24 protein-coding genes are annotated in these 24,626 nt (G+C 67.6%); 18 read left to right on the plus strand and 6 right to left on the minus strand.

Annotation, left to right across the window (positions count from 1 at the left end; translation table 11 throughout):
- Positions 1-8: 8 nt before the first annotated feature.
- Positions 9-398: a DUF423 domain-containing protein gene (locus tag AKI39_RS10985; RefSeq protein ID WP_066635560.1), complete on the minus strand. Its 390-nt coding sequence runs from the start codon at positions 396-398 to the stop codon at positions 9-11.
- A 122-nt stretch (positions 399-520) separates the two neighbouring features.
- Positions 521-1,753 (minus strand): MFS transporter, encoded by a 1,233-nt coding sequence (locus AKI39_RS10990; protein WP_066635572.1) that lies wholly within the window; start codon positions 1,751-1,753, stop codon positions 521-523.
- Between the two features lie 233 nt (positions 1,754-1,986).
- On the opposite strand from AKI39_RS10990, the gene AKI39_RS10995 reads away from it, so the two are divergent.
- Together AKI39_RS10995 and AKI39_RS11000 are read left to right on the plus strand one after the other, a co-directional pair.
- Entirely contained in the window at positions 1,987-3,720 is a 1,734-nt protein-coding gene (locus tag AKI39_RS10995) for an ABC transporter permease (protein ID WP_066635582.1), read from the plus strand.
- Positions 3,721-3,725: 5 nt separating this feature from the next.
- The gene (locus AKI39_RS11000; RefSeq protein WP_066642724.1) at positions 3,726-5,030 is read left to right on the plus strand and encodes an ABC transporter ATP-binding protein; all 1,305 of its coding nucleotides are present in this window, start codon (positions 3,726-3,728) and stop codon (positions 5,028-5,030) included.
- 2 nt (positions 5,031-5,032) lie between these two features.
- Here AKI39_RS11000 and AKI39_RS11005 read toward each other — a convergent pair whose 3' ends face one another.
- Positions 5,033-6,193, minus strand: a complete 1,161-nt coding sequence (locus tag AKI39_RS11005; RefSeq protein WP_066635585.1) for a metallophosphoesterase — start codon at positions 6,191-6,193, stop codon at positions 5,033-5,035.
- A 133-nt stretch (positions 6,194-6,326) separates the two neighbouring features.
- Here AKI39_RS11005 and AKI39_RS11010 point away from each other — a divergent pair, with 133 nt between their 5' ends.
- Positions 6,327-7,283 (plus strand): VTT domain-containing protein, encoded by a 957-nt coding sequence (locus AKI39_RS11010; protein ID WP_066635588.1) that lies wholly within the window; start codon positions 6,327-6,329, stop codon positions 7,281-7,283.
- 6 nt (positions 7,284-7,289) lie between these two features.
- The gene (gene xerD / locus AKI39_RS11015; RefSeq protein WP_066635591.1) at positions 7,290-8,237 is read left to right on the plus strand and encodes a site-specific tyrosine recombinase XerD; all 948 of its coding nucleotides are present in this window, start codon (positions 7,290-7,292) and stop codon (positions 8,235-8,237) included.
- 25 nt (positions 8,238-8,262) lie between these two features.
- Here the strand turns inward: xerD and alkB are convergent, their stop codons facing one another.
- Positions 8,263-8,940, minus strand: coding sequence for a DNA oxidative demethylase AlkB (alkB, locus tag AKI39_RS11020; RefSeq protein ID WP_083228770.1), 678 nt, complete (start codon positions 8,938-8,940; stop codon positions 8,263-8,265).
- 160 nt (positions 8,941-9,100) lie between these two features.
- On the opposite strand from alkB, the gene AKI39_RS11025 reads away from it, so the two are divergent.
- Positions 9,101-9,763 carry a carbonic anhydrase gene (locus AKI39_RS11025; RefSeq protein WP_066635594.1) on the plus strand — a complete coding sequence of 221 codons (663 nt, stop codon included), beginning with the start codon at positions 9,101-9,103 and terminating at the stop codon, positions 9,761-9,763.
- An 11-nt stretch (positions 9,764-9,774) separates the two neighbouring features.
- A complete protein-coding gene (locus AKI39_RS11030) occupies positions 9,775-10,614 on the plus strand; it encodes a MetQ/NlpA family ABC transporter substrate-binding protein (RefSeq protein WP_066635597.1) in 840 nt (279 codons plus the stop codon).
- Positions 10,615-10,676: 62 nt separating this feature from the next.
- Here AKI39_RS11030 and AKI39_RS11035 read toward each other — a convergent pair whose 3' ends face one another.
- A complete protein-coding gene (locus AKI39_RS11035) occupies positions 10,677-11,738 on the minus strand; it encodes an AI-2E family transporter (RefSeq protein WP_066635600.1) in 1,062 nt (353 codons plus the stop codon).
- A 110-nt stretch (positions 11,739-11,848) separates the two neighbouring features.
- On the opposite strand from AKI39_RS11035, the gene AKI39_RS11040 reads away from it, so the two are divergent.
- Positions 11,849-12,253 (plus strand): transcriptional repressor, encoded by a 405-nt coding sequence (locus AKI39_RS11040; RefSeq protein WP_066635603.1) that lies wholly within the window; start codon positions 11,849-11,851, stop codon positions 12,251-12,253.
- A gap of 36 nt (positions 12,254-12,289) precedes the next feature.
- Here the strand turns inward: AKI39_RS11040 and AKI39_RS11045 are convergent, their stop codons facing one another.
- Positions 12,290-13,183 (minus strand): LysR substrate-binding domain-containing protein, encoded by an 894-nt coding sequence (locus AKI39_RS11045; protein WP_066635606.1) that lies wholly within the window; start codon positions 13,181-13,183, stop codon positions 12,290-12,292.
- Positions 13,184-13,301: 118 nt separating this feature from the next.
- Here AKI39_RS11045 and AKI39_RS11050 point away from each other — a divergent pair, with 118 nt between their 5' ends.
- From AKI39_RS11050 to AKI39_RS11100, 11 genes are all read left to right on the plus strand, one after another.
- Positions 13,302-14,294 (plus strand): Bug family tripartite tricarboxylate transporter substrate binding protein, encoded by a 993-nt coding sequence (locus AKI39_RS11050; RefSeq protein ID WP_066635609.1) that lies wholly within the window; start codon positions 13,302-13,304, stop codon positions 14,292-14,294.
- A 228-nt stretch (positions 14,295-14,522) separates the two neighbouring features.
- Entirely contained in the window at positions 14,523-15,215 is a 693-nt protein-coding gene (locus AKI39_RS11055) for a 4-carboxy-4-hydroxy-2-oxoadipate aldolase/oxaloacetate decarboxylase (protein WP_066635612.1), read from the plus strand.
- 303 nt (positions 15,216-15,518) lie between these two features.
- Complete coding sequence (locus AKI39_RS11060) at positions 15,519-16,499, plus strand: Bug family tripartite tricarboxylate transporter substrate binding protein (protein WP_066635615.1); 981 nt, start codon at positions 15,519-15,521, stop codon at positions 16,497-16,499.
- A 66-nt stretch (positions 16,500-16,565) separates the two neighbouring features.
- Positions 16,566-17,561 carry an ABC transporter substrate-binding protein gene (locus AKI39_RS11065; RefSeq protein WP_066635617.1) on the plus strand — a complete coding sequence of 332 codons (996 nt, stop codon included), beginning with the start codon at positions 16,566-16,568 and terminating at the stop codon, positions 17,559-17,561.
- A gap of 9 nt (positions 17,562-17,570) precedes the next feature.
- A complete protein-coding gene (locus AKI39_RS11070; RefSeq protein WP_066635620.1) occupies positions 17,571-18,461 on the plus strand; it encodes an FAD binding domain-containing protein in 891 nt (296 codons plus the stop codon).
- Complete coding sequence (locus AKI39_RS11075) at positions 18,458-18,976, plus strand: (2Fe-2S)-binding protein (protein WP_066635632.1); 519 nt, start codon at positions 18,458-18,460, stop codon at positions 18,974-18,976. The genes AKI39_RS11070 and AKI39_RS11075 overlap by 4 nt, the downstream gene beginning before the upstream one ends.
- Positions 18,960-21,422, plus strand: coding sequence for a xanthine dehydrogenase family protein molybdopterin-binding subunit (locus AKI39_RS11080; protein WP_083228771.1), 2,463 nt, complete (start codon positions 18,960-18,962; stop codon positions 21,420-21,422). Before AKI39_RS11075 ends, AKI39_RS11080 begins: the two co-directional genes overlap by 17 nt.
- 23 nt (positions 21,423-21,445) lie before the next feature.
- Complete coding sequence (locus AKI39_RS11085) at positions 21,446-22,321, plus strand: SRPBCC family protein (protein WP_076879690.1); 876 nt, start codon at positions 21,446-21,448, stop codon at positions 22,319-22,321.
- Between the two features lie 158 nt (positions 22,322-22,479).
- On the plus strand, positions 22,480-23,058 hold the full coding sequence (locus AKI39_RS11090) for a chromate transporter (RefSeq protein ID WP_066635637.1): 579 nt from the start codon (positions 22,480-22,482) through the stop codon (positions 23,056-23,058).
- Positions 23,055-23,594 (plus strand): chromate transporter, encoded by a 540-nt coding sequence (locus AKI39_RS11095; RefSeq protein ID WP_066635639.1) that lies wholly within the window; start codon positions 23,055-23,057, stop codon positions 23,592-23,594. The genes AKI39_RS11090 and AKI39_RS11095 overlap by 4 nt, the downstream gene beginning before the upstream one ends.
- A gap of 116 nt (positions 23,595-23,710) precedes the next feature.
- Positions 23,711-24,484 carry a phytanoyl-CoA dioxygenase family protein gene (locus AKI39_RS11100; RefSeq protein WP_066635641.1) on the plus strand — a complete coding sequence of 258 codons (774 nt, stop codon included), beginning with the start codon at positions 23,711-23,713 and terminating at the stop codon, positions 24,482-24,484.
- Positions 24,485-24,626: the final 142 nt, after the last annotated feature.

Genomic DNA, 24,626 nt, shown 5'->3' on the forward strand with positions numbered 1-24,626 from the left:
GGCAGTGCTCAGTCAGGGGCGATCGTGCGCCAGGCCTGCCACGCAACCAGGGCCCATGCCGCCAGGAACGCCGCGCCGCCCACTGGCGTGACCGCGCCCAGCCAACGGATGCCGGTGCCCGAAAGCACGTACAGGCTGCCGCTGAAGAGCACGATCCCGGCGAACATCAGCCAGCCGGCGGCGGTCCAGATGCCCGTGCCGTGCCCGTAGCGCGCGCTCAGGGCGCCGATGGCCAGGAGACCCAGCGCGTGGGCGATGTGGTAAGTCACGGCGGTTTGCCAGACGGCCAGCATGTCGGGGGACAGGACGCGGCGCAGACCATGCGCGCCGAAGGCCCCCGCGCCGACAGCCAGGAACATATTCAGGGCGCCGAGGAAAACGAATACGCGATCGGTCATGGCGGGCACTTTGCGGGAAAGGGCGGGAATCGTCCGTCCCCGATTCTACAACGGGCCACGCCGCGCCCGCACGGCGCCGCCAGCCGGGCCGGCGCGGGTCGCCGGCATGGCTGCGTGGCGCTTCAGTGATGCGGCACGTCGTCCAGCGAACGCAGATTGCGCAGCTCCGGATACCACCACATCCACAAGCCGGCCACAGCGATGGTGCCGAAGCCCCCCAGCACCACGGCCGCCACGGCGCCGGTGGCCTCGGCCATGACGCCCGCGCGGAATTCCCCCAACTGGTTGGACGTCCCAATGAACAGCATGTTGATCGCGCTGACGCGCCCAAGCATGTCGTTGGGCGTATTCAACTGCACCAGCGAGGAACGCACCACCACGCTGATGGAGTCGGCCGCGCCCAGCAGCACCAGCGCCGCCACGGAAACCGGGATGGACCTTGAATAGCCGAAGACGACCGTGGCCAAGCCGAACAGGAACAGTGCGCCGAACAGCGTCATGCCGATGTTGCCGCCCAGGCTTTTGCGGCCCAGGACCAGGGCGGTCGCCGCGGCGCCGACGGCGGGCGCGGCGCGCAGCGCGCCCAGTGCCCAGGGCCCGGCCTGCAGGATGTCCTTGGCGAACACGGGCAGCAGCGCGGTGGCGCCACCCAGCAGAACGGCGAACAGGTCCAGCGACAGCGTGCCGAGCAGGATGCGGCGGCTGGCGATGAAGGTGAAGCCGGCGAACAAGGTCTGCCACGTGGTCGGTTCCTTGCGTGCGGGCGCGCCTTCCGTCTTCATGCTTAGCATGGACCAAAGCCCCACCACGTAGCACGCCGCGGCCGCGGCATATACCCACCCCGCGCCCAGCGCATAGCCGACGCCGCCCAGGGCCGGGCCGGCGATCTGCGCAACCTGGTTGGAGGACGTCGACAGCGCGGTGGCGCGCGGAATCAGCCCGCGGGGCACCACAGCCGGGATCAGGGCGGGCAGGGTGGGCGATTCGAAGGCCCGCGCGGCGCTGATCGCGATGATGGCCACATACACGATCTGGTGATTCGCATGGCCCGTCAGGGACACCGCGGCCAGCACGAGGGCCGCCAGCGCCTCCACCGCCATGCAGATCGCGACGATCTTGCGCCGGTCGTAGCGGTCGGCGACGTGGCCCACCACCAGCGTCAGGGCCAGCATGGGGCCGAACTGCGCCAGGCCGATCAGGCCCAGGTCCAGCGCGCTGCCGGTCAGGGCATAGATCTGCCAGCCGACCGCGACGGAAACCATCTGGAAGGCCAGCGAGGCCGCGAAGCGCGCCGCCAGAAAATGGGCGAAGGCCGGCCGCGTGACCAGGCGATCGGTATTGTCAGGCGTGGCCATGCAGTCGGCATCGCTCGTGTAAGAAGAAGCCGACGATCGTAAACGAAAAATCAACGCATCGCCGTGTCGCGGGCCGTTGTACTGCACCCCATAGGCCTGGCGCGTCGCATTCAGAATGGCGTCAAGTTTTCACGGTGGACGCTGTTGCGCCGTCGTGATACCGTGCGCACGCCTTTGCGGGCGCGCATGCCGCGCCTCGGTCCGTCATCCTGTCTTTGCCTGCGGGAGCAGGGATGTACCCGATTTTTGTTTCCAAGCCGGCGGTCCGATCCGCCGACGGCCGCGGTCCCAATCGATGGGACTGGGCTTTGCTGCCCCTGATCCTGGGCGTGCTGGCGGCGCTGGCCTTCGGGGCTTCGCAAATGGCCAAGCCTTATGCGGTCGGTACGCCCCTGCCGATCTCGCTCGATCCTGCCTATCTGCCGTATTACCTGCTGCGGACCACGCTGCGCATGTTCATGGCGCTGGGCGCGTCGCTGGTGTTCAGCTTCGTCTTCGCGGCGGTCGCCTCCAAGTCCCGCACCGCGGAGAAGATCCTGGTGCCCATGGTGGACATCCTGCAGTCCATTCCCATCCTGGGTTTCCTGTCGATCACGGTCACGGGTTTCATCGCCCTGTTTCCGGGCAGCCTGCTGGGGGTGGAGTGCGCCGCCATCTTCGCCATCTTCACGTCCCAGGCCTGGAACATGGCGCTCAGCCTGTACCAGTCCATGCGCACGGTGCCGTCGGAACTGAACGAGGCGGCGCGCGTGTTCCGCCTCAGCGCGTGGCAACGCTTCTGGCGGCTGGAGCTGCCCTACGCCACGCCGGCGCTGCTATGGAACATGATGCTGTCGATGTCCGGCGGCTGGTTCTTCGTGGTGGCGTCCGAAGCGATCACCGTCTCCAACCAGGACATCAAGCTGCCTGGCATCGGTTCGTACATCGCGGTCGCCATCGATGCGCAAAACGTGCATGCGATCGTCTACGCCATCGTCGCCATGGCGATCGGCATCCTGCTGTACGACCAGCTGTTCTTTCGCCCGCTGCTGGCCTGGGCCGACAAATTCCGCTTCGAGGATACGCAGGGCAATACCGCGCAGCAGTCCTGGGTGCTGGATTGGCTGCGGCGCGGCCGGCTGACGCGGGCGTGCAGCGAAGCGCTTGCGCAGCAGGCGCAACGCGTGCTGGGCTGGTTTCGCCGCGAATACGATGGGACGTCGGTACGCGCCCGCGTGCGCACCCGCAGCACGTATGTCGAGCGCGCGGTGGACGCCGTGCTGACGGCGCTTGCGCTGATCGCCGTGTGGCGGCTGGTGTTGTTCGTGCACGCCGAGGTGGGTTGGTCCGAAGTGCTGCGCGTGTTCGGCCTGGGCCTGATCACGCTGCTGCGCGTGCTGGTGTTGATCGCGCTGGCCTCCCTGGTGTGGGTGCCCGTGGGCATCATGATCGGCCTGCGGCCCAACTGGTCCCAGCGTGTGCAGGCGGTGGCGCAGCTGCTGGCGGCTTTCCCGTCCAACCTGCTTTTCCCGCTGGCGGTCATCTTCATCGTCGCCTTCCGGCTGAACCCGGAAATCTGGCTCAGCCCGCTGATCATCTTCGGCACCCAGTGGTATATCTTGTTCAACGTGGTGGCCGGCGCGACCACCATTCCCAGCGAGCTGCGCTATGCCGCCGACAACCTGGGCCTGAAGGGATGGCTGAAGTGGCGGCGCTTCTATCTGCCCGCGGTCTTTCCCAGCTTCGTGACCGGCGCCATCACGGCCAGCGGCGGCTCGTGGAACGCCAGCATCGTCGCCGAGGTCGTGACCTGGGGCAAGACCACGCTGACCGCGACCGGGCTGGGTGGCTATATCGCCGACATGACCTCGCGCGGCGATTTCCCGCGCATCGCGCTGGGCATCGGCGTGATGTGCGTGTTCGTGATGGGCTTGAACCGGTTGCTGTGGCGCCGGTTGTATGTATTGGCGGAAAAGTGGAGCAGATAGCGATGATGGTCCAGAACAATCTGCTGGAGCTGACCGGAGTCAGCAAAATGTTCCGCACGGCCGACGGCGCGACCCGCTCGGTGCTGGAGGGCGTCGATTTTCATTTGCGGGAAGGCGAGATCGTGGCGCTGCTGGGCAAATCGGGCTCTGGCAAGTCGACGCTGCTGCGCATCATGGCCGGCCTGATCCCGGCCGACCACGGCACCATCCGCTATCGCGGGCAGCCGCTGTATGGTCCGGCCGCCGGCATCGCCATGGTGTTCCAGTCCTTCGCGCTGTTTCCCTGGCTGACCGTGCGGCAGAACGTCGCGCTGGGCCTGGAGGCGCAGGGCGTGGCGCCCGCCGAACGCGAACAGCGCGCCGAGGCCGCGCTTGAGCTGATCGGCCTGGCCGGCTTCGGCGGCGCCTTGCCGCGCGAACTGTCCGGCGGGATGCGGCAACGGGTGGGCATCGCCCGCGCGCTGGCCACCAATCCCGACGTGCTGCTCATGGACGAAGCCTTCTCCGCGCTGGACGTGCTGACCGGTGAATCCCTGCGCGACGACATGCTGGAACTGTGGGAAGAACGCCGCATGGGCACGCGCGGCATCCTGGTGGTGTCGCACAACATCGAGGAAGCGGTCATGATGGCCGACCGCATCCTGATCTTTGCCAGCGATCCCGGCCGCGTGCGCGATGAAATCCACGTCACGCTGCCGCGCCCGCGCAACGCCGACTCGCCGGAAGTGCGCGCGCTGGTGGACCAGGTTTATTCGCTGATGACGGCCAAGCCGCTGCCCGCGACGGCCGCCGGGGCGCCGCCCACGCCGGTGCACCAGGCCTATCGCCTGCCCGACGCCAATGTTGGCACCATGGAAGCCGTGCTGGAGCTGCTGGCCGAGCCGCCCTTGAACGGCAGGGCGGACCTGCCGCGCCTGGCAGAGGAAGCCGGCCTGCCCGACGAGGAATTGTTCCCGGCCTACGAGGCGCTGGGCCTGCTGGGCCTGGCGGTCGTCGAACAGGGCGATATCGCGCTCACCGCGGTGGGCCGCCGCTACGCTGGCGCCGAACAGCAGGAGCGCCAGGAAATCTTCGGCCGGCAGTTGCTGGCGCATATCCCCCTGGCCGCCAACATCTGCCATTCGCTGCAGCAGGAACCCACCGGCGAACTGCCGGACAAGCAGTTCCTGGACATGCTGGAGGAATTCCTCAAGGCGGACGAGGCCGAGCGCGTGCTGAAGGTAGCCGTCGAATGGGGTCGCTACGGCGAGGTCTACGCCTACGACTACCACACGGGGCGGCTGCATCTGCCGTCCCCGCCGGCGGAGTGAACTCAGCCGCCGCGCGCCGGCACCAGCCGGATGCGGGTGATTTCCGACGGCGCGCCCACGCGCTTGGGGGGACCCCAATAACCCGTGCCGCGGCTGGTATAGACCCAGAGGCGGCCCATTTTCCGCAGCCCCGCGGTGAAGGGCTGCTGCAAGCGCACGAAGAAATTCCAGGGCAGGAACTGGCCGCCGTGGGTATGCCCGGATATTTGTAGCGTATAGCCGGCCGGTTCGGCGGCGATCGCCGTGCGCGGCTGGTGGGCCAGGAGGATGCGCACGGCCGCGTCGGCCGGCGCGCCCAGCAGGGCGCCGCGCGGGTCGCTGCGCTGCGCGGGATCGAACTGCCCCGCGGTGTAGTCCGTGACGCCGGCCAGCACCAGCCGCGCGCCGTTGTGCGAAATGACCACGTGGCGGTTGGACAGCACCTGCAGGCCCAGGCGCTGGAATTCGGCCACCCATTCGCGCGCGCCGGCGTAGTACTCGTGATTGCCGGTCACCAGATAGGTGCCGTAGCGGCCGGCCAGGCCGGCCAGTGGCGCCGTATGTGGGGACAGTTGGTCCACCGGGCCGTCGACCACGTCGCCGGTGATGGCGACGACGTCCGCGCTCAGCGCGTTGACCGCCGCCACGATGGCTTCGACATAGGGCCGGCGGATCGTCGGGCCGACATGCACGTCGCTGATCTGTGCGATGGTGAAGCCGGCCAGGGCGGGGGGCAGGCCGGCGATGGGCACGTCGACGGTGACCACGCGTGCCAGGCGCCGCGCATTGAACAGGCCCAGCAGGGTGACCAGCAGCGCCAGCACGGGCACCGCGAGGGCGGACGCCGCGCGCACGGACGCATCGCCGTGCGGCACACCGCGCAGGGCCTCGGCGGCCCACACGGCGGCCAGCACCACATCGCGCAGCACCGTCATCACCAGCAGGGAAGAGAAAAACCCCATGGCCGTCAGGCCCGTCCAGGCCGCCTGCCGCGACCAGCGCGGCGCCATCCGGCGGGCGCGCGTGCCAAGAGGGATCAGCACGCAGGACGCCACCAGGTATAGTCCTGCCAGCCAGCGGATGGCGTCGGAAACGGGCGCGTCGGGGATGAGGCGCAACCCGATGTACACGTGCAAGAGGATGCCGATGGCGAGAATGCGGGTAATGAAGGGCGGGCGGCGCATGCAGGGGTCTCCGCCGAATTGAAAAATAGCCAGCGTGCCCTCATTATCCGATATGGCGGCGCTGGGCCGCGCGTTTCCGGTGGCCGGCGCCGGTTTGCAGGTGTTTCGCCGCGAAATTTGAAAGGCAACTGATTTGAAAGATATCGAGACCCTGCTGCTGGAGTACGGGCCGCTGCTGGTTTTCCTGAACGTGCTGCTGGAGCAGGCCGGCCTGCCCATCCCGGCCTATCCCCTGCTGGTCGTGGCGGGGGCGCTGGCGGCGCATGGCCACCTGTTCTGGCCGCTCACGCTGGCGGCCGCGGTGCTCGCTTGCCTGATCGCCGATGCGGGGTGGTATGCCGGCGGCAAGCGCTTCGGCAGCGGCCTGCTCAGCACGGTCTGCCGGGTGTCGATTTCGCGCGATTCCTGCATCCGCCAGACGCAATCCCTGTACTGGCGCACCGGCCCGCGTGTCCTGCTCGTCGCGAAATTCCTGCCTGGGGCCAGCGCGCTGTCCACCGTGATGTCGGGCTTCGCCGGCCTGCCTTTCCGCACCTTCATGACCTACGATGCCGCGGGTTCGCTGATCTGGGCGGGTTCGGCACTGATCGTCGGTATCGCCTTCAACGACATGGTCGGACAGGTCCTGGGCGTGCTGGGCGACTATGGTGGCTATGGCCTGCTGACCATCGCGGTCGTATTGGTGGCCTACCTGGCCTACCGCTGGGCGCGCCGCAAGCGCACCATCCGGCGTTTTGCCCACGTGCGCCGCGTGACGCTGGACGAGCTGGAGGAAATGCAGGCCCAGGGCCGCGTGCCCGTGCTCCTGGACGTGCGGGCCAGCAGCGACGATCCCTTGCCCGGGGCCATTCCGGTCGACCCGCATGCCCGCATCGGCGAGGAACCGTATCAATGGCCGCTGGACGCGCACATCGTCGTGTACTGCGCCTGCCCGGAGGAAATCTCGGCCGCGGTGCTGGCCGATCGCTTGCTGCGCGCGGGCTATCGCAATGCCGGCGCGCTGGCCGGCGGGTACAACGCCTGGGTCGCGCGGCAGCGGGCGGCGGATGCCGCCGTGGCACCCGAATCCGTGCGCATGTCCGGCGGCTGATCCGCGATGCCGAACGCGCCGCGTTCCGCCGCCGCCGAGCCGCCATCGCTGCAAAGCAGGCGCGATATCGATCCCACGGTGGCGGAATTCCTCGATGCGCTGTGGCTGGAGGACGGCCTGTCCCGCAACACGCTGGGCGCCTACCGCAACGATCTGGCGGCCTTCGACGTCTGGCTGCATGCGCATGAAGGCCGGCGCATTTCCGAGGCGCGCGCGGGTGATATCGAAAGCTGGTTCGCGTCCGTCCATGCCGATACGCGGGCGACCACGGCCAACCGGCGACTGTCGGCGCTGCGGCGCTATTTCCAATGGGCGCTGCGCGAGCGGCGGATCGCCCAGGATCCCTGCCTGTCCGTACGTTCCGCCCGCCAGCCGCTGCGCACTCCCAAGATCCTGTCCGAGGCGCAGGTGGAAGCCCTGCTGCGCGCACCGCGCGTGGAAACCGAATTGGGCCTGCGCGACAAGGCCATGCTGGAAACCCTGTATGCCACCGGCCTGCGCGTATCCGAACTGGTCGGGCTGGCCGCGCTGGACGTCAATCTGAACGAAGGCGTCGTTCGGGTGGTAGGCGGCAAGGGCGGCAAGGATCGCCTGGTGCCGCTGGGCGCGGAGGCGGCGCACTGGGTGGATCGCTACGTCCGGCACGCGCGGCCGCTGCTGCTGGCCGGACGCCTCTGCGACGCCATGTTCGTCACGGTGCGTGGCGACGCCATGCACCGCCAGACCTTCTGGCTGATGGTGGGGCGCTACGCGCGCGAAGCCGACATCCGCGCCCCGATTTCCCCGCACGTCCTGCGCCACGCTTTCGCCACGCACCTGGTGAATCACGGCGCGGACCTGCGCGTGGTGCAGATGCTCCTGGGCCATGCGGATATCTCGACCACGCAAATCTATACGCACGTCGCCCGTGAACGCCTGAAGGCGCTGCACGCGCAGCACCACCCGCGCGGCTGAGCAGGCGCGGCTCAACAGGCGCGGGTCAGCGCGTCTTGCGGAAGGTCAGGTTGATGCGGCTGGCCCCGGTGGCGGGATGGATGCCGTCGGCCAGCGGCGCAATCCCGTGAAAGGCCAGGCGCGACGGGCCGCCCCAGACCGCGACGTCGCCGTGCACCAGGGGAAAGCGGCGCGGCCGGTCGGCGCGCTGCAGGCCGCCGAACAGGAAAGTGGCCGGCAGTCCCAGCGATACCGACACGATGGGCGCGTGCAGGTCGAGTTCGTCGCGGTCCTGGTGCAGCGTCAACCGGGCGCCCGGACGGTACAGGTTGATCAGGCAAGCCTCCGGGGCAAAATCCGCATATCCCGCGCGTGCGGCGGCATCGCGCGCCAGCGCCGCCAGCAGCTCCGGCATGGCAGGCCAGGGCTGGTCGCTGAGGGGGTCGCGCGGCCCGTAGCGGTAGCCGCGCCGGTCCGATATCCAGCCTTGGGCGCCGCAGTTGGTCATCGCGACGGACATCCGCTGGCCGCCGGGGGTAAGCAGGTGGCGAAAGGGGGCCGCGGCGGCGATCGCCTTGACGGCCGCCAGGAGTGCAGGCGCCTGGCCACATGCGTAGCGGCGCAGCAGCACGGCCCCCGGCGCGATGGGTTCGTCCCAGGGCGCTTCTTCATCCGGGCTGCCGAACAGGTTGCCCGAGGAGGGCGGGGAAATGGGCGCTGGCATGCGTGCATTGTAGGGCCGGCGCGGCGCCGGGAAGGCCGCCGGACGGGGCGGCCGGAGCGCCAGCTGGCGCTATTGGCGGGGAAATTGGCCGGTGCCAGCGGGTGCCGAAGCGGCCCGCGCTAGTAGAATAGGCCTCGAACTTTCTTGCAGGCGGAGCATCATGGAAGACACTTTCAACTTTCCCCGGCGGCTCACCGACGGCTACCAGGATTTCCTCGCGGGACGCTTTCCGGCCGAGCGCAACCGGTATCGGCAGCTCGCGGAAGGGCAAAACCCGGAAATCATGGTCATCGGCTGTTGCGATTCCCGCGTGGCGCCGGAACTGATCTTCGATGCCGGGCCTGGCGAGATGTTCGTGCTGCGCAATGTGGCCAACCTGGTGCCGCCCTACGAGCCGGATTCGCACTATCACGGCACCAGTTCGGCCATTGAGTTCGCCGTGAACGGATTGAACGTCAAGCACATCGTCGTCATGGGCCATGCCTCCTGCGGCGGTATCCGGTCGTATTACGACGATGCCGAGCCGCTGGCCAAGGGCGACTTCATCGGCAAGTGGATGTCGCAGATCGAGGCCACCGCGCGCAAGGTCGACCTGACCGGCGAACGCCAGACCGACCTGCGCCGGCTCGAACTGCGGGTCGTCGAGCACAGCTTGAAGAACCTGATGACCTTCCCGTATATACGCCAGCGCGTGGAGCGCGGCGAATTGCAGCTGCACGGCGCGTATTTCGGCGTGGCCACGGGCCTGCTGTTCATCCGCAATCCGCAGTCAGGGGAATTCATGCCGTTCGGCGAAGGCCCCGGCGACGACGGCGCTGCCTAGGCGCCGCAGCGATGCCCGCGCCGTCCAACCTGCCGCGCCGCCGTGCGCTGCGCGCCCTCGGGGCCGCGGCGGTCGGCCTGTGCGCGGCCCCTGTCGGCAGGATATGGGCGCAGCCCGCGCCGCTGCGCATCGGCGTCATCGCCAGCGTGGCCAACGAAGCCACGGAAATCGCCATCGCCCAGGCGCGCGACGAGGGCGTCAACGCAAGGCTGGTGGAATTCGCCGATTGGGTGATGCCCAACGTCGCCGTCGCGGATGGCTCCATCGAGGCCAATTTCTTCCAGCACGAGCCCTTCCTGGACCTGTTCAACCGCAGCCGTGGCGTCAACCTGCAGCCCATCGCCTATGGTTATTCGACGACGATGGGCCTGTTTTCCAAGAAGGTGAAACGCGGCGAAGCGCTGCCGCGCGGCGCGTCCATCGGCATTCCTTCCGACCCCGTCAATACGGGGCGGGCGCTGCTGCTGTTGCAGTCCATGGGCCTGATCCGCCTGAAGGCCGGGGCGGCCGAGCGCGCCACGCTGCTGGACGTGGAAAGCAACCCGCTGCACCTGAAGTTCGTGGCCATCGAAGGCGCGCAGGCGGCGCGCGCTTTCGACGATGTGACCGCATCGGCCACCTACACGACGTTCGCCAAGCATGGCGGGCTGGACGAAAGCGATGGCCTGGCCTTCGACAACCACGATCCGGAGAATGTGCGGCGCTACGCCATACGCTGGGTCGCGCTGCCCGAACATGCAGAGGATCAGCGCCTGCTGAAGTTCATCGCGGTGTACCAGCGCTCGCCGGAGGTCAAGGCCACGCTGCGCCGCCTATACGGAAACCTGATCGAGTTCCCCTGGGCTGGATAGGACCACCCCCGAAGCGCTGCGCGCGTCCCGGGTCGAGCGGCATCGGCTTGGTGCGTCGGGGATCAGTCTTCCGCGGGCGCTTCGCCTTCCAGCGCGAACAGGTCCCATACCGCGGTGAACAGCGCGGCGATCAGCGGGCCGATGACGAAGCCGTTCAGCCCGAACAGCGCCATGCCGCCCAGCGTCGAAATCAGGATGACCCAGTCGGGCAGCTTGGTATCCTTGCCGACCAGGATGGGGCGCATGATGTTGTCCACCGTGCCGATCACCAGCACGCAGAAGGCGATCAATCCCACGCCTTGCCACAGGGCGCCCGTGACCAGGAAATACACCGCCACCGGCACCCAGATCAGCGCCGCGCCCACCGCCGGCAGCAGCGACAGAAAGGCCATCAGCACGCCCCACAGCAGGGAGCCCTGGATGCCCAGCACCCAGAAAGCCAGGCCGCCCAGCAGGCCCTGCGTGGCCGCCACCGCCACATTGCCCTTGATGGTGGCGCGGATCACCGTGGTGAACTTGCGCGTCAGGTGCTGCTTGTAGGCTTCGCTGAGCGGGATCGCGCGGCTGATGCTGCGCGACAGCGATGAGCCGTCGCGCAGCAGGAAGAACAGCAGGTACAGCATGACGCCGAAGCTGATGACGAACTGGAAGGTATCCTGGCCGATGCTGAACGCTTGAGTGGCCAGGAATTGGCTGGCCTGCACCGCGGCGGTGCTGAGCTTCTGCTGCACGCTGCGTATGTCGGACACGTCGAAGCGGTCCAGCATGGCATGCACCGAAGGGGGCAGGGCGTTCACCACACGTTCGAAGTACAGGCCGAAGTTCAGGTTGCCCGACTTCATCTGCTGGTAGAGTGCCGTACCTTCCTGGACCAGCGAGCCGGTGATCAGGATCATGGGCAGGATGGCGATCAGCACGCACAGCAACAGGGTGATCAGCGCGGCCAGGTTGCGCCGCTTGCCCAGGCGCGCCAGCACCCGGCGGTGCAGGGGGGAAAATATGATCGCCAGGATGGTGCCCCAGAACACGGCGCCGTAGAATGGCCACAGGATCCAGCCGAAGGCTATCGATACGACGATCAGCAGACACAGGAAGGTCCGGTAGTGCAGATTGGAATTGCTCATTATTTGGGGGTTCCCGCGATAGCGCGCCCGACCCGCTCGGCCGGGCGCCATGCGCATGATGCCATTGTCGCCGGGCCGTATGCGGCATTTATGTCAGGTGGAGGACAGACATGACGGATTCCGTCGATCTTAAGGGTATCGGGCTCAAAGTCACATTTCCGCGCTTGAAGATACTGGATCTCTTTCGCAACAGCGAACAACGACACCTCAGCGCGGAAGACGTATACCGGCATTTGATGAACGAAGGCGTTGAAATGGGCCTGGCCACGGTCTATCGCGTCCTGACGCAGTTCGAACAGGCAGGCCTGCTCAAACGCAGTCAGCTCGGCGGCAACAAGGCGGTTTTCGAGCTGAACGACGGCGAGCGCCATCATGGCCACTTGGTCAGCACGTCCACCGGGATCGTCGAAGAGTTCGTCGATCCCGAAATCGAGCGACGGCTGCGGCAGATCGCCGACGATATGGGCTACAGCCTGACGGAATTCACGATCACGATATTCGCCACCCCGAAATAAGCCCTGCCGGCGCCCAAGGCGCCATGACGCGGCAATTCAACGGCAGGCGGTGGCCGCTTCGAAGAAACGCGCGAGCAGGGGCGTATCGTTGTCCTGGCGATGGGCCAGCAGGATCTGGCTGCCCGCGTCGGGCGTGTCCAGGGGGCGGTAGACCACGCCAGGGATGCCCGTCTTGGCATAGGTTTCCGGCAGGATGGAAACGCCCATGCCGGCCGCCACCAGGCCCACGATCGTGGCGCCTTCCCGGGCTTCCTGGCCGATCTGCAGCGCGAAGCCGGCACGGCTGGCCAGCACGCTGACATGCTCGAACAAGCCGCAACCCAGCCCACGCGGAAACAGAATGAACGATTCACCGGCCAGCGCGGCCATGGGCAGGGGCGTGTCCGTGCACGCCAGCGGGTGTTCCGCGGGCAGGGCGGCCATCAGGCGGTCGCTCCATAGCGTGAGCACACGGATATTCGGCGGCGGGCAGAACAGGATGGAGGGCCGCAGGAAGCCCACGTCGATGCCGCGGTCGGCCAGGGCCTGCAATTGCTGTCCGGTGGACATATGCAGCAGATCGGCCTTTGCGGAGGGGTGCCGGGTGCGGAAGTCCTGCACGATGCGCGGGAAGGCTTCGAACATCGGCACGGACGCGGTGAAGGCAATGCGGATCTCGCCGGCCTCGCCCTGCAATGCCTGGCGCACGACATCGCCGGCGCGCTCCAGGTGTTGCAGGGCGCGCCGCGCCTGGTCCAGGAATAGCGCGCCCGCCTCGGTCAGTTCCACACGCCGCTTGGTACGGTGCAGCAGCGTGGCGCCCAATTCATCCTCCAGGGATTTCACCTGCATGCTCAAGGGCGGCTGGCTGACATGCAGGCGGCGGGCCGCCGCGCTGAAGCTCAGTTCCTCGGCCACCGCAACGAAATAGCGAAGTTGGCGGAAATCCATGGTTATTTGGAAAAGGTATAAATCCTGAATGGAAAAAGTATTGGACGCTATGAATAAGGGTAAACCATTATAGCGATCGAAACAGACGGTATTTTTTTGAAATTCCCAGGAGACTCGAATGCGAGCCAATAGCGCGTTGTCCAAACTCTTTCGCGGCTTGGGGCTGGCCACGACCGTGGCCTTTGCCGCCCTCCCCGCGATGAGCCGCGCAGCCGACTTCCCGTCCAAGCCGATCAAGATCGTCGTGCCCTACGCCCCGGGCGGCGCCGTGGATATCGTCACCCGCCTGGTCGCGCAGAAGATGGGCGAGACGCTCAAGCAGAGCATTATCATCGACAACCGTCCCGGCGGCGCGACCAATATCGGGATGGACATCGTGGCCCGCGCGCCCGGCGACGGGTATACGCTGCTGACCGCCTCCAATTCCCTGGCCAGCAATGCCGCGCTTTTCACGAACCTGAATTTCGATCCCGCCAAGGACCTGATCCCGGTGGGCGCGATCGGCTATGCGCCGCTGGTCGTCGTCGTGCCGTCGTCCTCGCCGTTCAAGACGCTGCAGGACATGATCGCCTACGGCAAGGCCAATCCGGACAAGCTGACCTACGCCTCCGCCGGCAACGGCAGCTCCGGCCACCTGGCCAGCGAATTGTTGAAGGGCGAGGGCAAGTTCGATGCGCTGCACGTGCCCTACAAGGGCGGCGCGCCGGCCATCACCGACATGCTGGGCGGCCGCATCAGCTTCATGTCGATCAACCCGGTCGAGGCGATTCCGCACATCAAGGCGGGCAAGATGACCACGCTGGCCGTGCTGGACAGCAAGCCGTCCGCGCTGCTGCCGGGCGTGCCCAGGGTTGCCTCGCTGGGCCTGCCCAACGCGGCGGCCTCCGTATGGTGGGGCCTGTGCGCGCCCAAGGGCACGCCGGCCGACGTCGTCGCCAAGCTGAACGAAGCCCTGAACAAGGCGCTGGCCGACAACGACGTGCAGACGCGGCTGTCCGAACTGGGCGCCGTCACCACGCCCGGCAGCGCGGCGGATTTCGGCAAGTTCGTGCAGGAAGAAACAGTCAAGTGGTCGCGTGTGATCAAGGCGGCCAATATCAAGGCTGATTAGGGGGGCCCACCCCCCGAAGCGCTGCGCGCTTCCCCCCTCAAGGGGGGCGACGCTGGCGGACCGGCGGAGCCGGATCCGCGGCGTCCCCGACCGAGTGGCACCCGTTTCATGCGGCGGGTGGTGTGAGGAAGGCCACCCTGGCGGAGCCGGATCCGCGGCTCCTGGGCGGCATCTGCTTCTTGCGGTGCATGGTGCGCGGGCGATTGATCTTTATGGAGGACGACTGACATGAGTTTCGCGGTACGGAATATTCAGCGCGCCGATGGCGCAATCATCACGCGGCTGGCGGCGGCCGGTACGGCTACCGTTCATGAAGCGCAGGGCCGCAGCGGCTTGTTGCAGCCCTATATGCGTCCCGTCTACGCGGGGGCAGCCATCGGCGGCAGCGCGGTCACGGTGCTGGCCCACCCGGGCGACAACTGGATGCTGCACGCCGCCATCGAGCTTTGCCAGCCCGGCGACGTCATGGTCGTGGCATGCAGCGCGCCCAATACCGACGGCATGTTCGGCGAATTGCTGGCGACCTCGATGCGCGCGCGCGGGATCGTCGGCCTGGTCATCGATGCCGGCTGCCGCGATGTGCAGGCGTTGAAGGACATGCAGTTTCCGGTCTGGTCCAAGGCGATTTCCGCCAAGGGCACCATCAAGGCCACGCCGGGATCGGTGAACCTGCCGGTCGTGTGCGCGGGGGCCATGGTGTCGGCCGGGGATGTCGTGGTGGCCGACGACGACGGCATCGTCATCGTCCCGCGCCGCCGCGCGGCCGAAGTGGCGCAGGCCTGCGAGGCCCGCCTGCAGAAGGAAGCCCTGAACCGCAAACGCCTGGCCGCGGGGGAACTGGGACTGGATATCTACGGCATGCGCGACAAGCTGCGCGAAGCCGGGCTGGTGTATGTGGACAGCGAGGCCGATCTGCCTTGAGCAGGACGTGGCCGGTGCTCCCGCGAGGGGACCGGCTCCGATGGATCAACGAACCGGCGCATGCGCCGGTTTTTTTCGCCCCAACGGCGCAGGGCCGGCGGCGGGTACGCGCTTACGACCGGCGGCGCGAGGCTGGCCGCTGGTACCCCGTGCAGGGCGGCGCGCGCGTTAACAGGCGCTAAGTACTTTCCCTAGATGCCATCGCACTGATATTCAGTATTATGAGCAAAAAGCTCAGTAGGCTGATTAATTAGTCGACAAATCGGCGCCACGAAGCGCCGGCACACAAGGGGTAAGCAAGCCATGAAGCTGCGCAAATTGATGCTGGGAGCCGCCACGGCGGCCCTGTGCCTGGGGGGCGGGACGGCCGCCGTCGCGGAGGACGCCGCGTCCTTTCCCAGCCGGAACTTCGACATCATCGTGACGTTCCCCCCGGGGGGCGGCACCGATATGCTGGCCCGGCTCGTCGGCAACTACATGGCCGACACGCTGGGCAAAGGCGCGGTCGTCGAGAACCGTCCCGGCGCCAGCGGCAACGTCGGCGCGCGCGTGGTGAAGGAGCGCGCCCCGGACGGCTATTCCTTGTTGATGGTCAACAGCTCCTTCGCCGTGAACCCCGGCGTGTTCAAGACCTTGCCCTTCGACCCGAAGAAGGATTTCGACGCCATCATCAACATCGCCTATGTGCCGTCGGTGCTGGTGGTGCCGCCCAATTCGCCGTACAGGACGCTGGCCGACGTCACGGAGGCCGCGGTGAAGACCAACGACGTGTCGTTCGGCTCCTGCGGCAACGGCACGCCCCAGCACCTGGCGGGCGAACTCTTCAAGCTGCAGGCCAAGGTGAACATGGTGCACGTGCCGTACAAGGGCTGCGGCCCCGCGCTCAACGACGTGGTGGGAGGGCAGATCGGCCTGGCCGTGATCACCGCATCCAGCGCGCTGCCGTTCATCAAGGCGGGCAAGCTGCGCGCGCTGGCGGTGACTTCCAAGGATCGCTCCAAGCTGATGCCCGACGTGCCCACGGTCGCCGAGCAGGGCTACCCCGGCTATGAACTGACGCAGTGGCACGGCCTGCTCGCGCCCGCTGGCACACCCGGCGACATCAAGCAGAAGCTATACGACGGCGTCGCGAAGATCATGCAGCGGCCGGACGTGCAGCAGAAGCTGGCGGACCTCGGCTACGACACCGCATCCGACGGGCCGGTGGCGTTCCAGAAGATGGTGGCCGGCGATATCGACAAGTTCACCGCGCTGGCGCACAAGATCGGCCTGTCCGCGGACTAGGGCCCGCCAAGGCCGCAAGGGCGGGCGGTATTTGCAGATAAATGGCGAAAAAACAAGGAGCATTCAATGAGCAACAAGTTGAGAATCAGTCTGGCCTGCGGCGCGTACGACCGGACGCAGGCATTGTTCGACGGCCGCGCGCCCATCGAGGGATGCGAGGTCGCCGCGGTGCCCGTCGAGCCTGAGGAAGCCTTCCACCGCGCGTTTCGCTACCAGGAGTTCGACGTCACCGAGATCTCCATGAGCAGCCACATGATGACCACCGCGCGCGGCGACAATGAATACGTCGCGGTGCCGGCCTTCATCTCGCGCGTGTTCCGGCAGTCGGGCATCTACATCCGCACGGACCGCGGCATCAAGACGCCGCAGGACCTGCGCGGCAAGGTCATCGGCGTGCCGGAATACCAGATCACCGCGAACGTGTGGATCCGCGGCATTCTGGAAGACGAATACGGCGTCAAGCCCAGCGACATCAAGTGGCGTCGCGGCGGCATCGAGGAGCCGGGCCGCGGCGAACGCGCGCCCATCGAACTCGGCAAGGAAATCGACCTGCGGCAGATTCCGGATGACAAGACCCTGTCCGGCATGCTGGAGGCGGGCGAGATCGACGGCTACATCGGTGCGCGCGCGCCGTCCTGCTTCCTGCGCGGCGCGCCCCATGTGGGCCGTCTGTTCGGTGACTACATCGAAGCCGAAAAGGACTATTACCGCCGTACGGGCATCTTCCCCATCATGCACATGGTGGGCATCCGCAAATCGCTGGTGGAGGAAAACCCCTGGCTGCCGGTCAGCGTCTACAAGGCCTTCCTGAAGGCCAAGGCGCTGGCGATGAAGGAGCTGAACGAAATCTGCCACCTGGCCGTCACGCTGCCGTGGATGGTGCACCATTACAACGAGGCACGCTCCATCATGGGCGAAGACTACTGGCCCTACGGGCTGGAGGCCAACCGCCACACCATCGAGACCTTCGCCCGCTACCACTACGAACAGGGGCTGTCCAAGCGCAAGGTGGCACCGGAAGAGCTGTTCGCCCGATCGGCGCTGGATCTGTCCAAGATCTGATCGACGCGGATGAAAGCCCCAGTCCTTCGTTACCTGGCGCCACGTTCGGTGGACGAGGCGCTCCACATGCTGGGCAACGAGGAAAACGCGCGCATCCTGGCAGGCGGCCAATCGCTGGTCGCCATGCTGAACATGCGCTTCGCCTTTCCCGACTGCCTGGTCGACATCAACCGCATTCCCGAGCTGGCCTATATCCGCGAGGACGAAGCGGGCGGCGCGATCGAGATCGGCGCCATGACGCGGCAGCGGGATGTCGAGTTCTCGCCGCTGGTGGCGGCGCGCCTGCCGCTGTGGCGCGAGGCGGTGCTGCATGTCGGGCACCGGCAGACGCGCAACCGCGGCACCGTGGGCGGCAGCCTGTGCCACCTGGATCCTTCCGCGGAGATCCCGACGGTGGCCATGGCCATGGATGCCACCATCGTGGCACGCAGCCGGCGCGGTACGCGCGAGATCGCCATCGCCGATTTTCCGGCCGCCTATATGACCCCCGCCGTCGCGTCCGACGAGATGGTGACCGCGGTGCGCGTACCGATATGGCCGCGCCGCCATGGGCATGCTTTCGTCGAATTCGCGCGGCGGCACGGGGATTTCGCCATCGTTTCCTGCGCGGCGCTCATTTCCTTGGACGAGCAGGGCCGCATCGCGCGGGCTTCGCTAACCCTGGGCGGCGTGGCCGTCGCGCCGATGCGCATGCGCGATGCCGAGGGCGGCCTGGTGGGCCGCGCGCCGGACGAGGAAACCCTGGCGCGCGCCGCCGCCCTGTGCGGACGGATCGACGCCACGGCGGATAGCTATGTGCCTGCATGGTACCGGCGCCGCCTGGCCGCAGTGCTGGCGCGCCGCGCCCTGGGCCAGGCGATCCAGCGGGCCGGCGCGCACGAGGAGCTCGCATCATCATGAACCAGGACGATAGGGCAGAGGCCCGGCCGATACGGCTGGTCGTCAACGGCGAAAGCCGCTGCGGCACGACGGAGCCGCGAGTGCATCTGGCGGACTTCCTGCGTGGGGAATTGAAGCTGACGGGAACGCACGTGGGTTGCGAGCACGGCGTGTGCGGCGCCTGTACCGTGCTGGTCGACGGCCATTCCGCGCGCGCCTGCCTGATGCTGGCGGTGCAGGCGGAAGACTGCCGGGTCGAGACCATCGAAGGCCTGGCCGGCAAGGACGGCACGCCGCACGCGCTGCAGGCCGCCTTCCACGAATTGCACGCGCTGCAATGCGGCTATTGCACGCCAGGCATCCTGATGTCGCTGGTCGAACTGCTGCGCGATCATCCGGATCCGGACGAGGCCGCCGTGCGCGACGTGCTGTCCGGCCATCTGTGCCGTTGCACGGGTTACCAGAACATCGTCGCCGCGGCCCTGCGGGCGGCGCGGCGGCTGCGCGAAGGACAGGTCGATGGACGTATCGCTTGAACGCAAGGCACCCGAGGGCGCGCCCGATGCCGGGCAGCGCGCCGCGACGGTGTCCAACCCCGGGATCGGCCAGCCCGCGCGCCGCATCGAGGACCAGGCACTGCTGACGGGCACTGCGCGCTTCCTGGACGACATCGCGGTCGATGCGCCGCTGCATGCCTGCTTCGTGCGCAGCCCGCATGCGCATGCGCGCATCCTGTCGATCGACGCCGCGGCTGCGCGCGCCATGCCGGGGGTCGCCGCCGTCTATGCCGCGCGGGACCTGTTCGGCGAATTGACGGAATGGCGCATGCCGCTGGGCTTTCCGCTGGCCAACCTGCCGGCCGACACCACGCCCTTCGTGCTGGCGCCGTCCGAGGTTGCCTTCGTGGGCGAAGCGGTGGCCATCGTCGTCGCCGCCTCGCGCCATGTGGCCGAGGACGCCGCGGCGGCAGTGGCGGTGGACTACGACATCCTGCCGGCTGTGGCGGATTGCCGCGATGCGCTGGATCCCGCCGCGCCGCGCGTGCGCACCGAACTGGCATCCAACGCCTTGCAGGAATACGCCTTGTCATATGGCGACTGCGATGCCGCCTTCGCCGCCGCGCATCGCGTCGTGCAAGAGAAATTCCATGTGCATCGCGGTTGTGCGCACCCCATGGAAGGCCGGGGCGTGCTGGCGCGTCCGGATCCGGCGTCCGGCGAGCTGACCGTCTGGTCCTCCACCCAGATGGCGCACGAGCTGCACTATACGATCGCCTTGATGCTGGGCCACCCGGAAGACCTGCTGCGTGTGGTCACGCCCGAGGTCGGCGGCGGATTCGGCGCCAAGTTCATGATCTATCCCGAGGAGGTTGCGGTGCCCGCGGCGGCGCGCAAGCTGGGCCGCGCCGTCAAGTGGGTGGAGGACCGCCGGGAGAACTTCGTCAGCGCGATCCAGGAGCGCGACCAGTACTGGTCGATGGCCGTGGCGGTCGACGAACGCGGCTGCCTGCTGGGGCTGCGCGGACGCATGGTGCACGATCACGGCGCGTACACGCCACAGGGCACCAACGTGCCGTACAACGCCGCCTCGTCCATGACGGGCCCGTATATCGTGCCGGCCTACCATCTGGATGTAGCGGTGGCCTATACCAACAAGGTCCCGGTCGCCACGGTGCGCGGGGCGGGCTACCCGCAGGCGGCCTTCGTCATGGAGCGGCTGCTGGACCGCGTGAGCATCGAGCTGGGCATCGATCGCGCGGAATGCCGGCGGCGCAACCTGATTCCGGCCGAAAAGATTCCGTACACCAAGCCGCTGAAGTCGCGCGCCGGGGTGCCGCTGACCATAGACAGCGGCGATTTCCCGGCCTTGCAGGCGCGGGCGCTGCAGGCCATCGACTACGACGGCTTCGAGGCGCGTAGGCAGGCCTCGCGCGACCGCGGGCTGTGCCGCGGCATCGCCGTCGCCAACAGCGTCAAGCCGACCGGCCGCGGGCCCTTCGAATCGGCGCGCGTGCGCGTGCAGCCCTCGGGCCAGATCACCGTGTACACCGGCGCCCTGGCCATGGGGCAGGGCATCAAGACCACCCTGGCGCAGATCTGCGCGGGACACCTGGGGGTGGCGCCCGAGGCCGTGCAGGTGATTGCCGGCGATACCGCGTTCATCGGCTACGGCATGGGCGGCTTCGCCAGCCGTCAGGCCATCATGGCCGGTACCGCGGTGGACCAGGCCGCCGCGCGCCTGCGGCGCAAGATCCTGGACGCGGCGGCTGTCCTGCTGCACGCCTTGCCGGATGACCTGACGCTGGCCAACGGCGAGGTCGTGCCGCGCTCCGGCGCGGGTTCGTCCGTCGCGCTGGCGCGGCTTGCCATGCTGTTGAAGGGCGTTCCCGGCTATGCGCTGCCGGTGCCGGGCGATCCCGGCCTGGATGAGACCGTGCATTTCCATTGCGACGCGCAGGCGTACGCGGGCGCCTCGCATGCCTGCGAAGTGGAGGTCGACGCGTTGACCGGCGCGGTCGCCATCGTCCGCTACGTCGCGGTGCAGGATAGCGGACGCATCATCAATCCCATGCTGGCCGAAGGCCAGGTACACGGCGGCGTGGTGCATGGCATCGGCAATGCGCTGTTCGAATGGATGGGGTACGACAGCGGCGGGCAGCCCCTGACGACGACGTTCGCGGAATACCTGCTGCCCACCGCGCCCGAGGTGCCGAACGTGGAAGTGATATTCCAGCCGTCGATCACGCCGCTGAATCCGCTGGGCGTGAAGGGCGTGGGCGAGTGCGCCACCATTCCGGTGGCCGCCGCGGTCATCGGCGCCGTCGAACACGCGCTGGCCGGCCATGGCGTGCGCCTGTCCGAGTTCCCCCTGACACCGGTCCGCCTGCTGGAATGCCTGGACGCGGCAGGCGAGCAGGGCGTGGGCGCGAACGCGCCCGGCCCGGACCAGCGCGAGCTTCCATCCCCCGTGGACCGCCCCTAGTTTCCAACCTTTCAGGAACAGCCATGGAGTTCACCAATACCTTCCACGTGCCGCTGCCGCTGGAGCAGGCGTGGCCGTTGATGCTGGACGTGCCGCGCATCCTGCCTTGCCTGCCCGGCGCGCGTTTGACGGAAGTCCTGGACGGCAACCGGTACAAGGGCGCGGTGTCGGTGCGGCTGGGGCCCATCCGGCTGTCGTTCGATGGCCAGGCGGCCCTGGTGCGCAAGGACGACCAGAATCACGTCGCCTGGCTGGAGGGATCCGGCATCGACCCCAAGGGGCGCGGCTCGGCGCGCTCGGAATTCAGTTTCGCGCTGGCGCCCGCGCCGGATGGCGGCACCCGGGTGACGGTGACGACGCAGCTGGCGCTGTCCGGCTCGGTCGCGCAATACGGGCGCGGCAGCGGCATGATCGCCGAGGTGGCATCGCAGATACTGGGGCAGTTTGAAAGGAACCTGGCGCAGTCTCTGGCGGGCGATGGGAGCGGCGAGGGCTTGCCCGGCGCGCCGGCACAGGCGGTGCCGGGCACGGAGGGCGCCCATATGGGCGATGGGCCGGCACACCGGGGGCCCTATCCGTCGGCGCCGCATTCCACCGCGCCGCAAACCGCCATCCCCACGGGCGGCCAGGGTAGGGCACCGGCCGCATATCCGGCGGCGGCCGGCGCCTTTTCCGCCCAGGGCGTGGACGTCCAGACTGTCCTGCTACAGGCGCAAGCCGTGCTCGGCCAGGCCCAGGCCATCCTCGCGCTGGCCCAATCGCGCATGGTGCAGGGCCGGCATGGCGCGGCGGCGCACGCGGCGCCGGCCGGCGAACTCAACATGCTCAGTATCGGGCTGAAGGCGATGTGGGCGCGGCTGCGCGGTGGCCTTGGCGACCTGTTCGGCCGGCGGCCATAGCGGCGCGCACGGCCCGCCGACACGCACGCCACGCTTCCCGCGTGGCTTTTTTTTTGGTCTGATGTAGCGGACCGCTCATGCATAAGTCTTATATAATATATAAGACGTCCCCGTCGCGGTGGCGCCCGTTTCTTTTCTTCCTACATGGACATGCCGGCATGAACTCCGCCTCGGATTCCACAGTACCCGCGCTCGAGCCCTTGGCGGATCCGCCAACGGTGGCGCAGCTTTTCCTGGGCTTTTTCTGGCTGGGAATGACGGCCTTCGGCGGCGCCTTGCCGCTAGCGCGCCGCATGATGGTGGAAAAGCACCGCTGGATTTCCAGCGAGGAATTCACCACGCTGCTGGGCCTGTGCCAGTTCCTGCCGGGCGGCAACATCATCAACCTGTCCGTGGCGCTGGGCATGCGTTTTCGCGGGGTGCCGGGCGCCGTGGGCGCGATGCTGGGCTTCGTGCTCATGCCCACGGTGGTGGTCATCATGCTGGGCGTGGTCTACGAGCACTACCAGGACGACCCGCACGTGCGCCACTTGTTCGCCGGGCTGGCGGCCGCGGCGGCCGGGCTGCTGATTTCCCTGACGTTGAAGATCGGCGCGCCCTTGCTGAAGAACCGCTGGGGCACGGTCGTCGCGGTACTGTGCTTCATCGCCATCGCGGTGTTGCGGGTGCCCTTGCTGCCGACCATGCTGGTGCTGACGCCGCTCAGCATCCTGGTCAGCTGGAGGATGCGCCGATGACGCAAATATTGATCCAGCTGGCCATCCTGTTTACCCAGCTGTCGCTGCTGGCCTTCGGGGGCGGCAACACCATCCTGCCGGAAATGCAGCGCCAGGTCGTCGACGTGCACCACTGGATGACGGCGGAAAACTTCACGGCGCTGTTCGCGCTGGCGCAGGCCGCGCCTGGTCCGAACCTGATGATCGTGCCCATGGTGGGCTGGCACATCGCGGGCTTGCCCGGCATGCTGGTCAGCAGCTTAGCCAAGTTCGTGCCATCTTCGCTGGTGGTCATCCTGGTCATGCGCCTGTGGGACCGCTTCAAGGACAAGCCGTGGCGCGCCGCGGCGCAGGCGGGCATTTTCCCTGTCACGGTGGGCCTGCTCGCGGCCAGCGCGGCCTTGATCACCGAAGCCTCGGTGGACGGCTGGCTGCTGGGCGCGATCGCCGCCGTGGTGGCCGTGCTGGGATGGCGTACCCGTCTGCACCCCCTGTGGCTGCTGCTGGGCGGCGCGGTCGTGGGATTGGCCGCCATGGGCCTGCCCGGTATCTCGTAAGCGGTGCCTGGCGCGGCGGGCCTCGGGCGCGCCGGCGCGTTGGCGTAAAATCCGCGCGTGGCATGAGCCCCGGCGCGTCGCTTCCGTGATGCGCCGGTTCGCCTTCGGAAAACTCGATGTCTTTCCCGCTGACAACAGCGCAGTTGCAAACCCTGCGGGAGCAGGGTTTCGTGGTTGCCCGTGAATTCGTGCCGGCCGTCCAGCGCGAGGCGCTGCGTGCGCTGGCGCAGGCCCAACTGGACCAGGCGGTCGCGCCGGTCGAATACGAGGCCGACCTGGCCTATCCCGGCGCGCCCGCGTCCCGCAACGCCGAAGGCGGCGGGACGGTGCGGCGCCTGCTCGATGCCTATGGGCGCGATCCGCTGTTCGCCGCCTGGGCGACCGCGCCGGCCGTGGCGTCTTCCCTGCACCGGTATTTCGGCCAGGCGGCGGTCCTGTCCCGCGCCCATCACAACTGCGTGATGACCAAGCATCCACGCTTCGGCAGCCTGACCGGCTGGCACCGGGACATCCGCTACTGGTCCTTCGACCGCGAGGACCTGGTTTCGACATGGCTGGCGCTGGGCCCTGAAACGGCGCACAACGGCGGGCTCTGGCTGGTGCCGGGATCGCACAGGATGACGCTGCCTGCGGATCGCTTCGATGCCGCGCAGTTCCTGCGCGAGGACCTTCCCGAGAACGCCGCCCTGATCGCGACGGCCGTATCGCCCGAACTGGCGCCGGGCGATGTTTTGTTTTTTCACTGCCGCACCCTGCACGCCGCCGGCCGCAACCAGAGCGACCGCGTCAAGCTTTCCGTCGTGCATACGTATCACGCCGTTGAAACGCACCCGTTGCCGAATACGCGATCGGCGAGCAAGCCCGAAGTCCTGCTGGATCCGGCAACCTGACGGGAAGCCGTCAGCCAAAGTGGTTGAAACCTTCTCGATGACGGTATGTCAGAACGACATACCGTCACGAGTCCACAATCATGGTTTCAGATCGCGAAAAGCAGGGCGGCCATTCAAATCCGCAGAATAATCAAGCGCCAGG

The sequence above is a fragment of the Bordetella sp. H567 genome (genome assembly GCF_001704295.1).
Lineage (GTDB): Bacteria > Pseudomonadota > Gammaproteobacteria > Burkholderiales > Burkholderiaceae_B > Bordetella_C.

What these genes read in the sequence shown, in the direction of transcription:
- AKI39_RS11075 (WP_066635632.1), top strand. Translation starts at nt 18,458, where the DNA reads ATGAACCAGGACGATAGGGCAGAGGCCCGGCCGATACGGCTGGTCGTC.
- AKI39_RS11100 (WP_066635641.1), top strand. Translation starts at nt 23,711, where the DNA reads ATGTCTTTCCCGCTGACAACAGCGCAGTTGCAAACCCTGCGGGAGCAG.
- AKI39_RS11055 (WP_066635612.1), top strand. Translation starts at nt 14,523, where the DNA reads ATGAGTTTCGCGGTACGGAATATTCAGCGCGCCGATGGCGCAATCATC.
- AKI39_RS10985 (WP_066635560.1), bottom strand. Translation starts at nt 398, where the DNA reads ATGACCGATCGCGTATTCGTTTTCCTCGGCGCCCTGAATATGTTCCTG.
- AKI39_RS11000 (WP_066642724.1), top strand. Translation starts at nt 3,726, where the DNA reads ATGGTCCAGAACAATCTGCTGGAGCTGACCGGAGTCAGCAAAATGTTC.
- AKI39_RS11080 (WP_083228771.1), top strand. Translation starts at nt 18,960, where the DNA reads ATGGACGTATCGCTTGAACGCAAGGCACCCGAGGGCGCGCCCGATGCC.
- AKI39_RS11030 (WP_066635597.1), top strand. Translation starts at nt 9,775, where the DNA reads ATGCCCGCGCCGTCCAACCTGCCGCGCCGCCGTGCGCTGCGCGCCCTC.
- AKI39_RS10995 (WP_066635582.1), top strand. Translation starts at nt 1,987, where the DNA reads ATGTACCCGATTTTTGTTTCCAAGCCGGCGGTCCGATCCGCCGACGGC.
- AKI39_RS10990 (WP_066635572.1), bottom strand. Translation starts at nt 1,753, where the DNA reads ATGGCCACGCCTGACAATACCGATCGCCTGGTCACGCGGCCGGCCTTC.
- AKI39_RS11085 (WP_076879690.1), top strand. Translation starts at nt 21,446, where the DNA reads ATGGAGTTCACCAATACCTTCCACGTGCCGCTGCCGCTGGAGCAGGCG.
- AKI39_RS11050 (WP_066635609.1), top strand. Translation starts at nt 13,302, where the DNA reads ATGCGAGCCAATAGCGCGTTGTCCAAACTCTTTCGCGGCTTGGGGCTG.
- AKI39_RS11095 (WP_066635639.1), top strand. Translation starts at nt 23,055, where the DNA reads ATGACGCAAATATTGATCCAGCTGGCCATCCTGTTTACCCAGCTGTCG.
- AKI39_RS11065 (WP_066635617.1), top strand. Translation starts at nt 16,566, where the DNA reads ATGAGCAACAAGTTGAGAATCAGTCTGGCCTGCGGCGCGTACGACCGG.
- AKI39_RS11035 (WP_066635600.1), bottom strand. Translation starts at nt 11,738, where the DNA reads ATGAGCAATTCCAATCTGCACTACCGGACCTTCCTGTGTCTGCTGATC.
- alkB (WP_083228770.1), bottom strand. Translation starts at nt 8,940, where the DNA reads ATGCCAGCGCCCATTTCCCCGCCCTCCTCGGGCAACCTGTTCGGCAGC.
- xerD (WP_066635591.1), top strand. Translation starts at nt 7,290, where the DNA reads ATGCCGAACGCGCCGCGTTCCGCCGCCGCCGAGCCGCCATCGCTGCAA.
- AKI39_RS11045 (WP_066635606.1), bottom strand. Translation starts at nt 13,183, where the DNA reads ATGGATTTCCGCCAACTTCGCTATTTCGTTGCGGTGGCCGAGGAACTG.
- AKI39_RS11070 (WP_066635620.1), top strand. Translation starts at nt 17,571, where the DNA reads ATGAAAGCCCCAGTCCTTCGTTACCTGGCGCCACGTTCGGTGGACGAG.
- AKI39_RS11005 (WP_066635585.1), bottom strand. Translation starts at nt 6,193, where the DNA reads ATGCGCCGCCCGCCCTTCATTACCCGCATTCTCGCCATCGGCATCCTC.
- AKI39_RS11040 (WP_066635603.1), top strand. Translation starts at nt 11,849, where the DNA reads ATGACGGATTCCGTCGATCTTAAGGGTATCGGGCTCAAAGTCACATTT.
- AKI39_RS11090 (WP_066635637.1), top strand. Translation starts at nt 22,480, where the DNA reads ATGAACTCCGCCTCGGATTCCACAGTACCCGCGCTCGAGCCCTTGGCG.
- AKI39_RS11025 (WP_066635594.1), top strand. Translation starts at nt 9,101, where the DNA reads ATGGAAGACACTTTCAACTTTCCCCGGCGGCTCACCGACGGCTACCAG.
- AKI39_RS11060 (WP_066635615.1), top strand. Translation starts at nt 15,519, where the DNA reads ATGAAGCTGCGCAAATTGATGCTGGGAGCCGCCACGGCGGCCCTGTGC.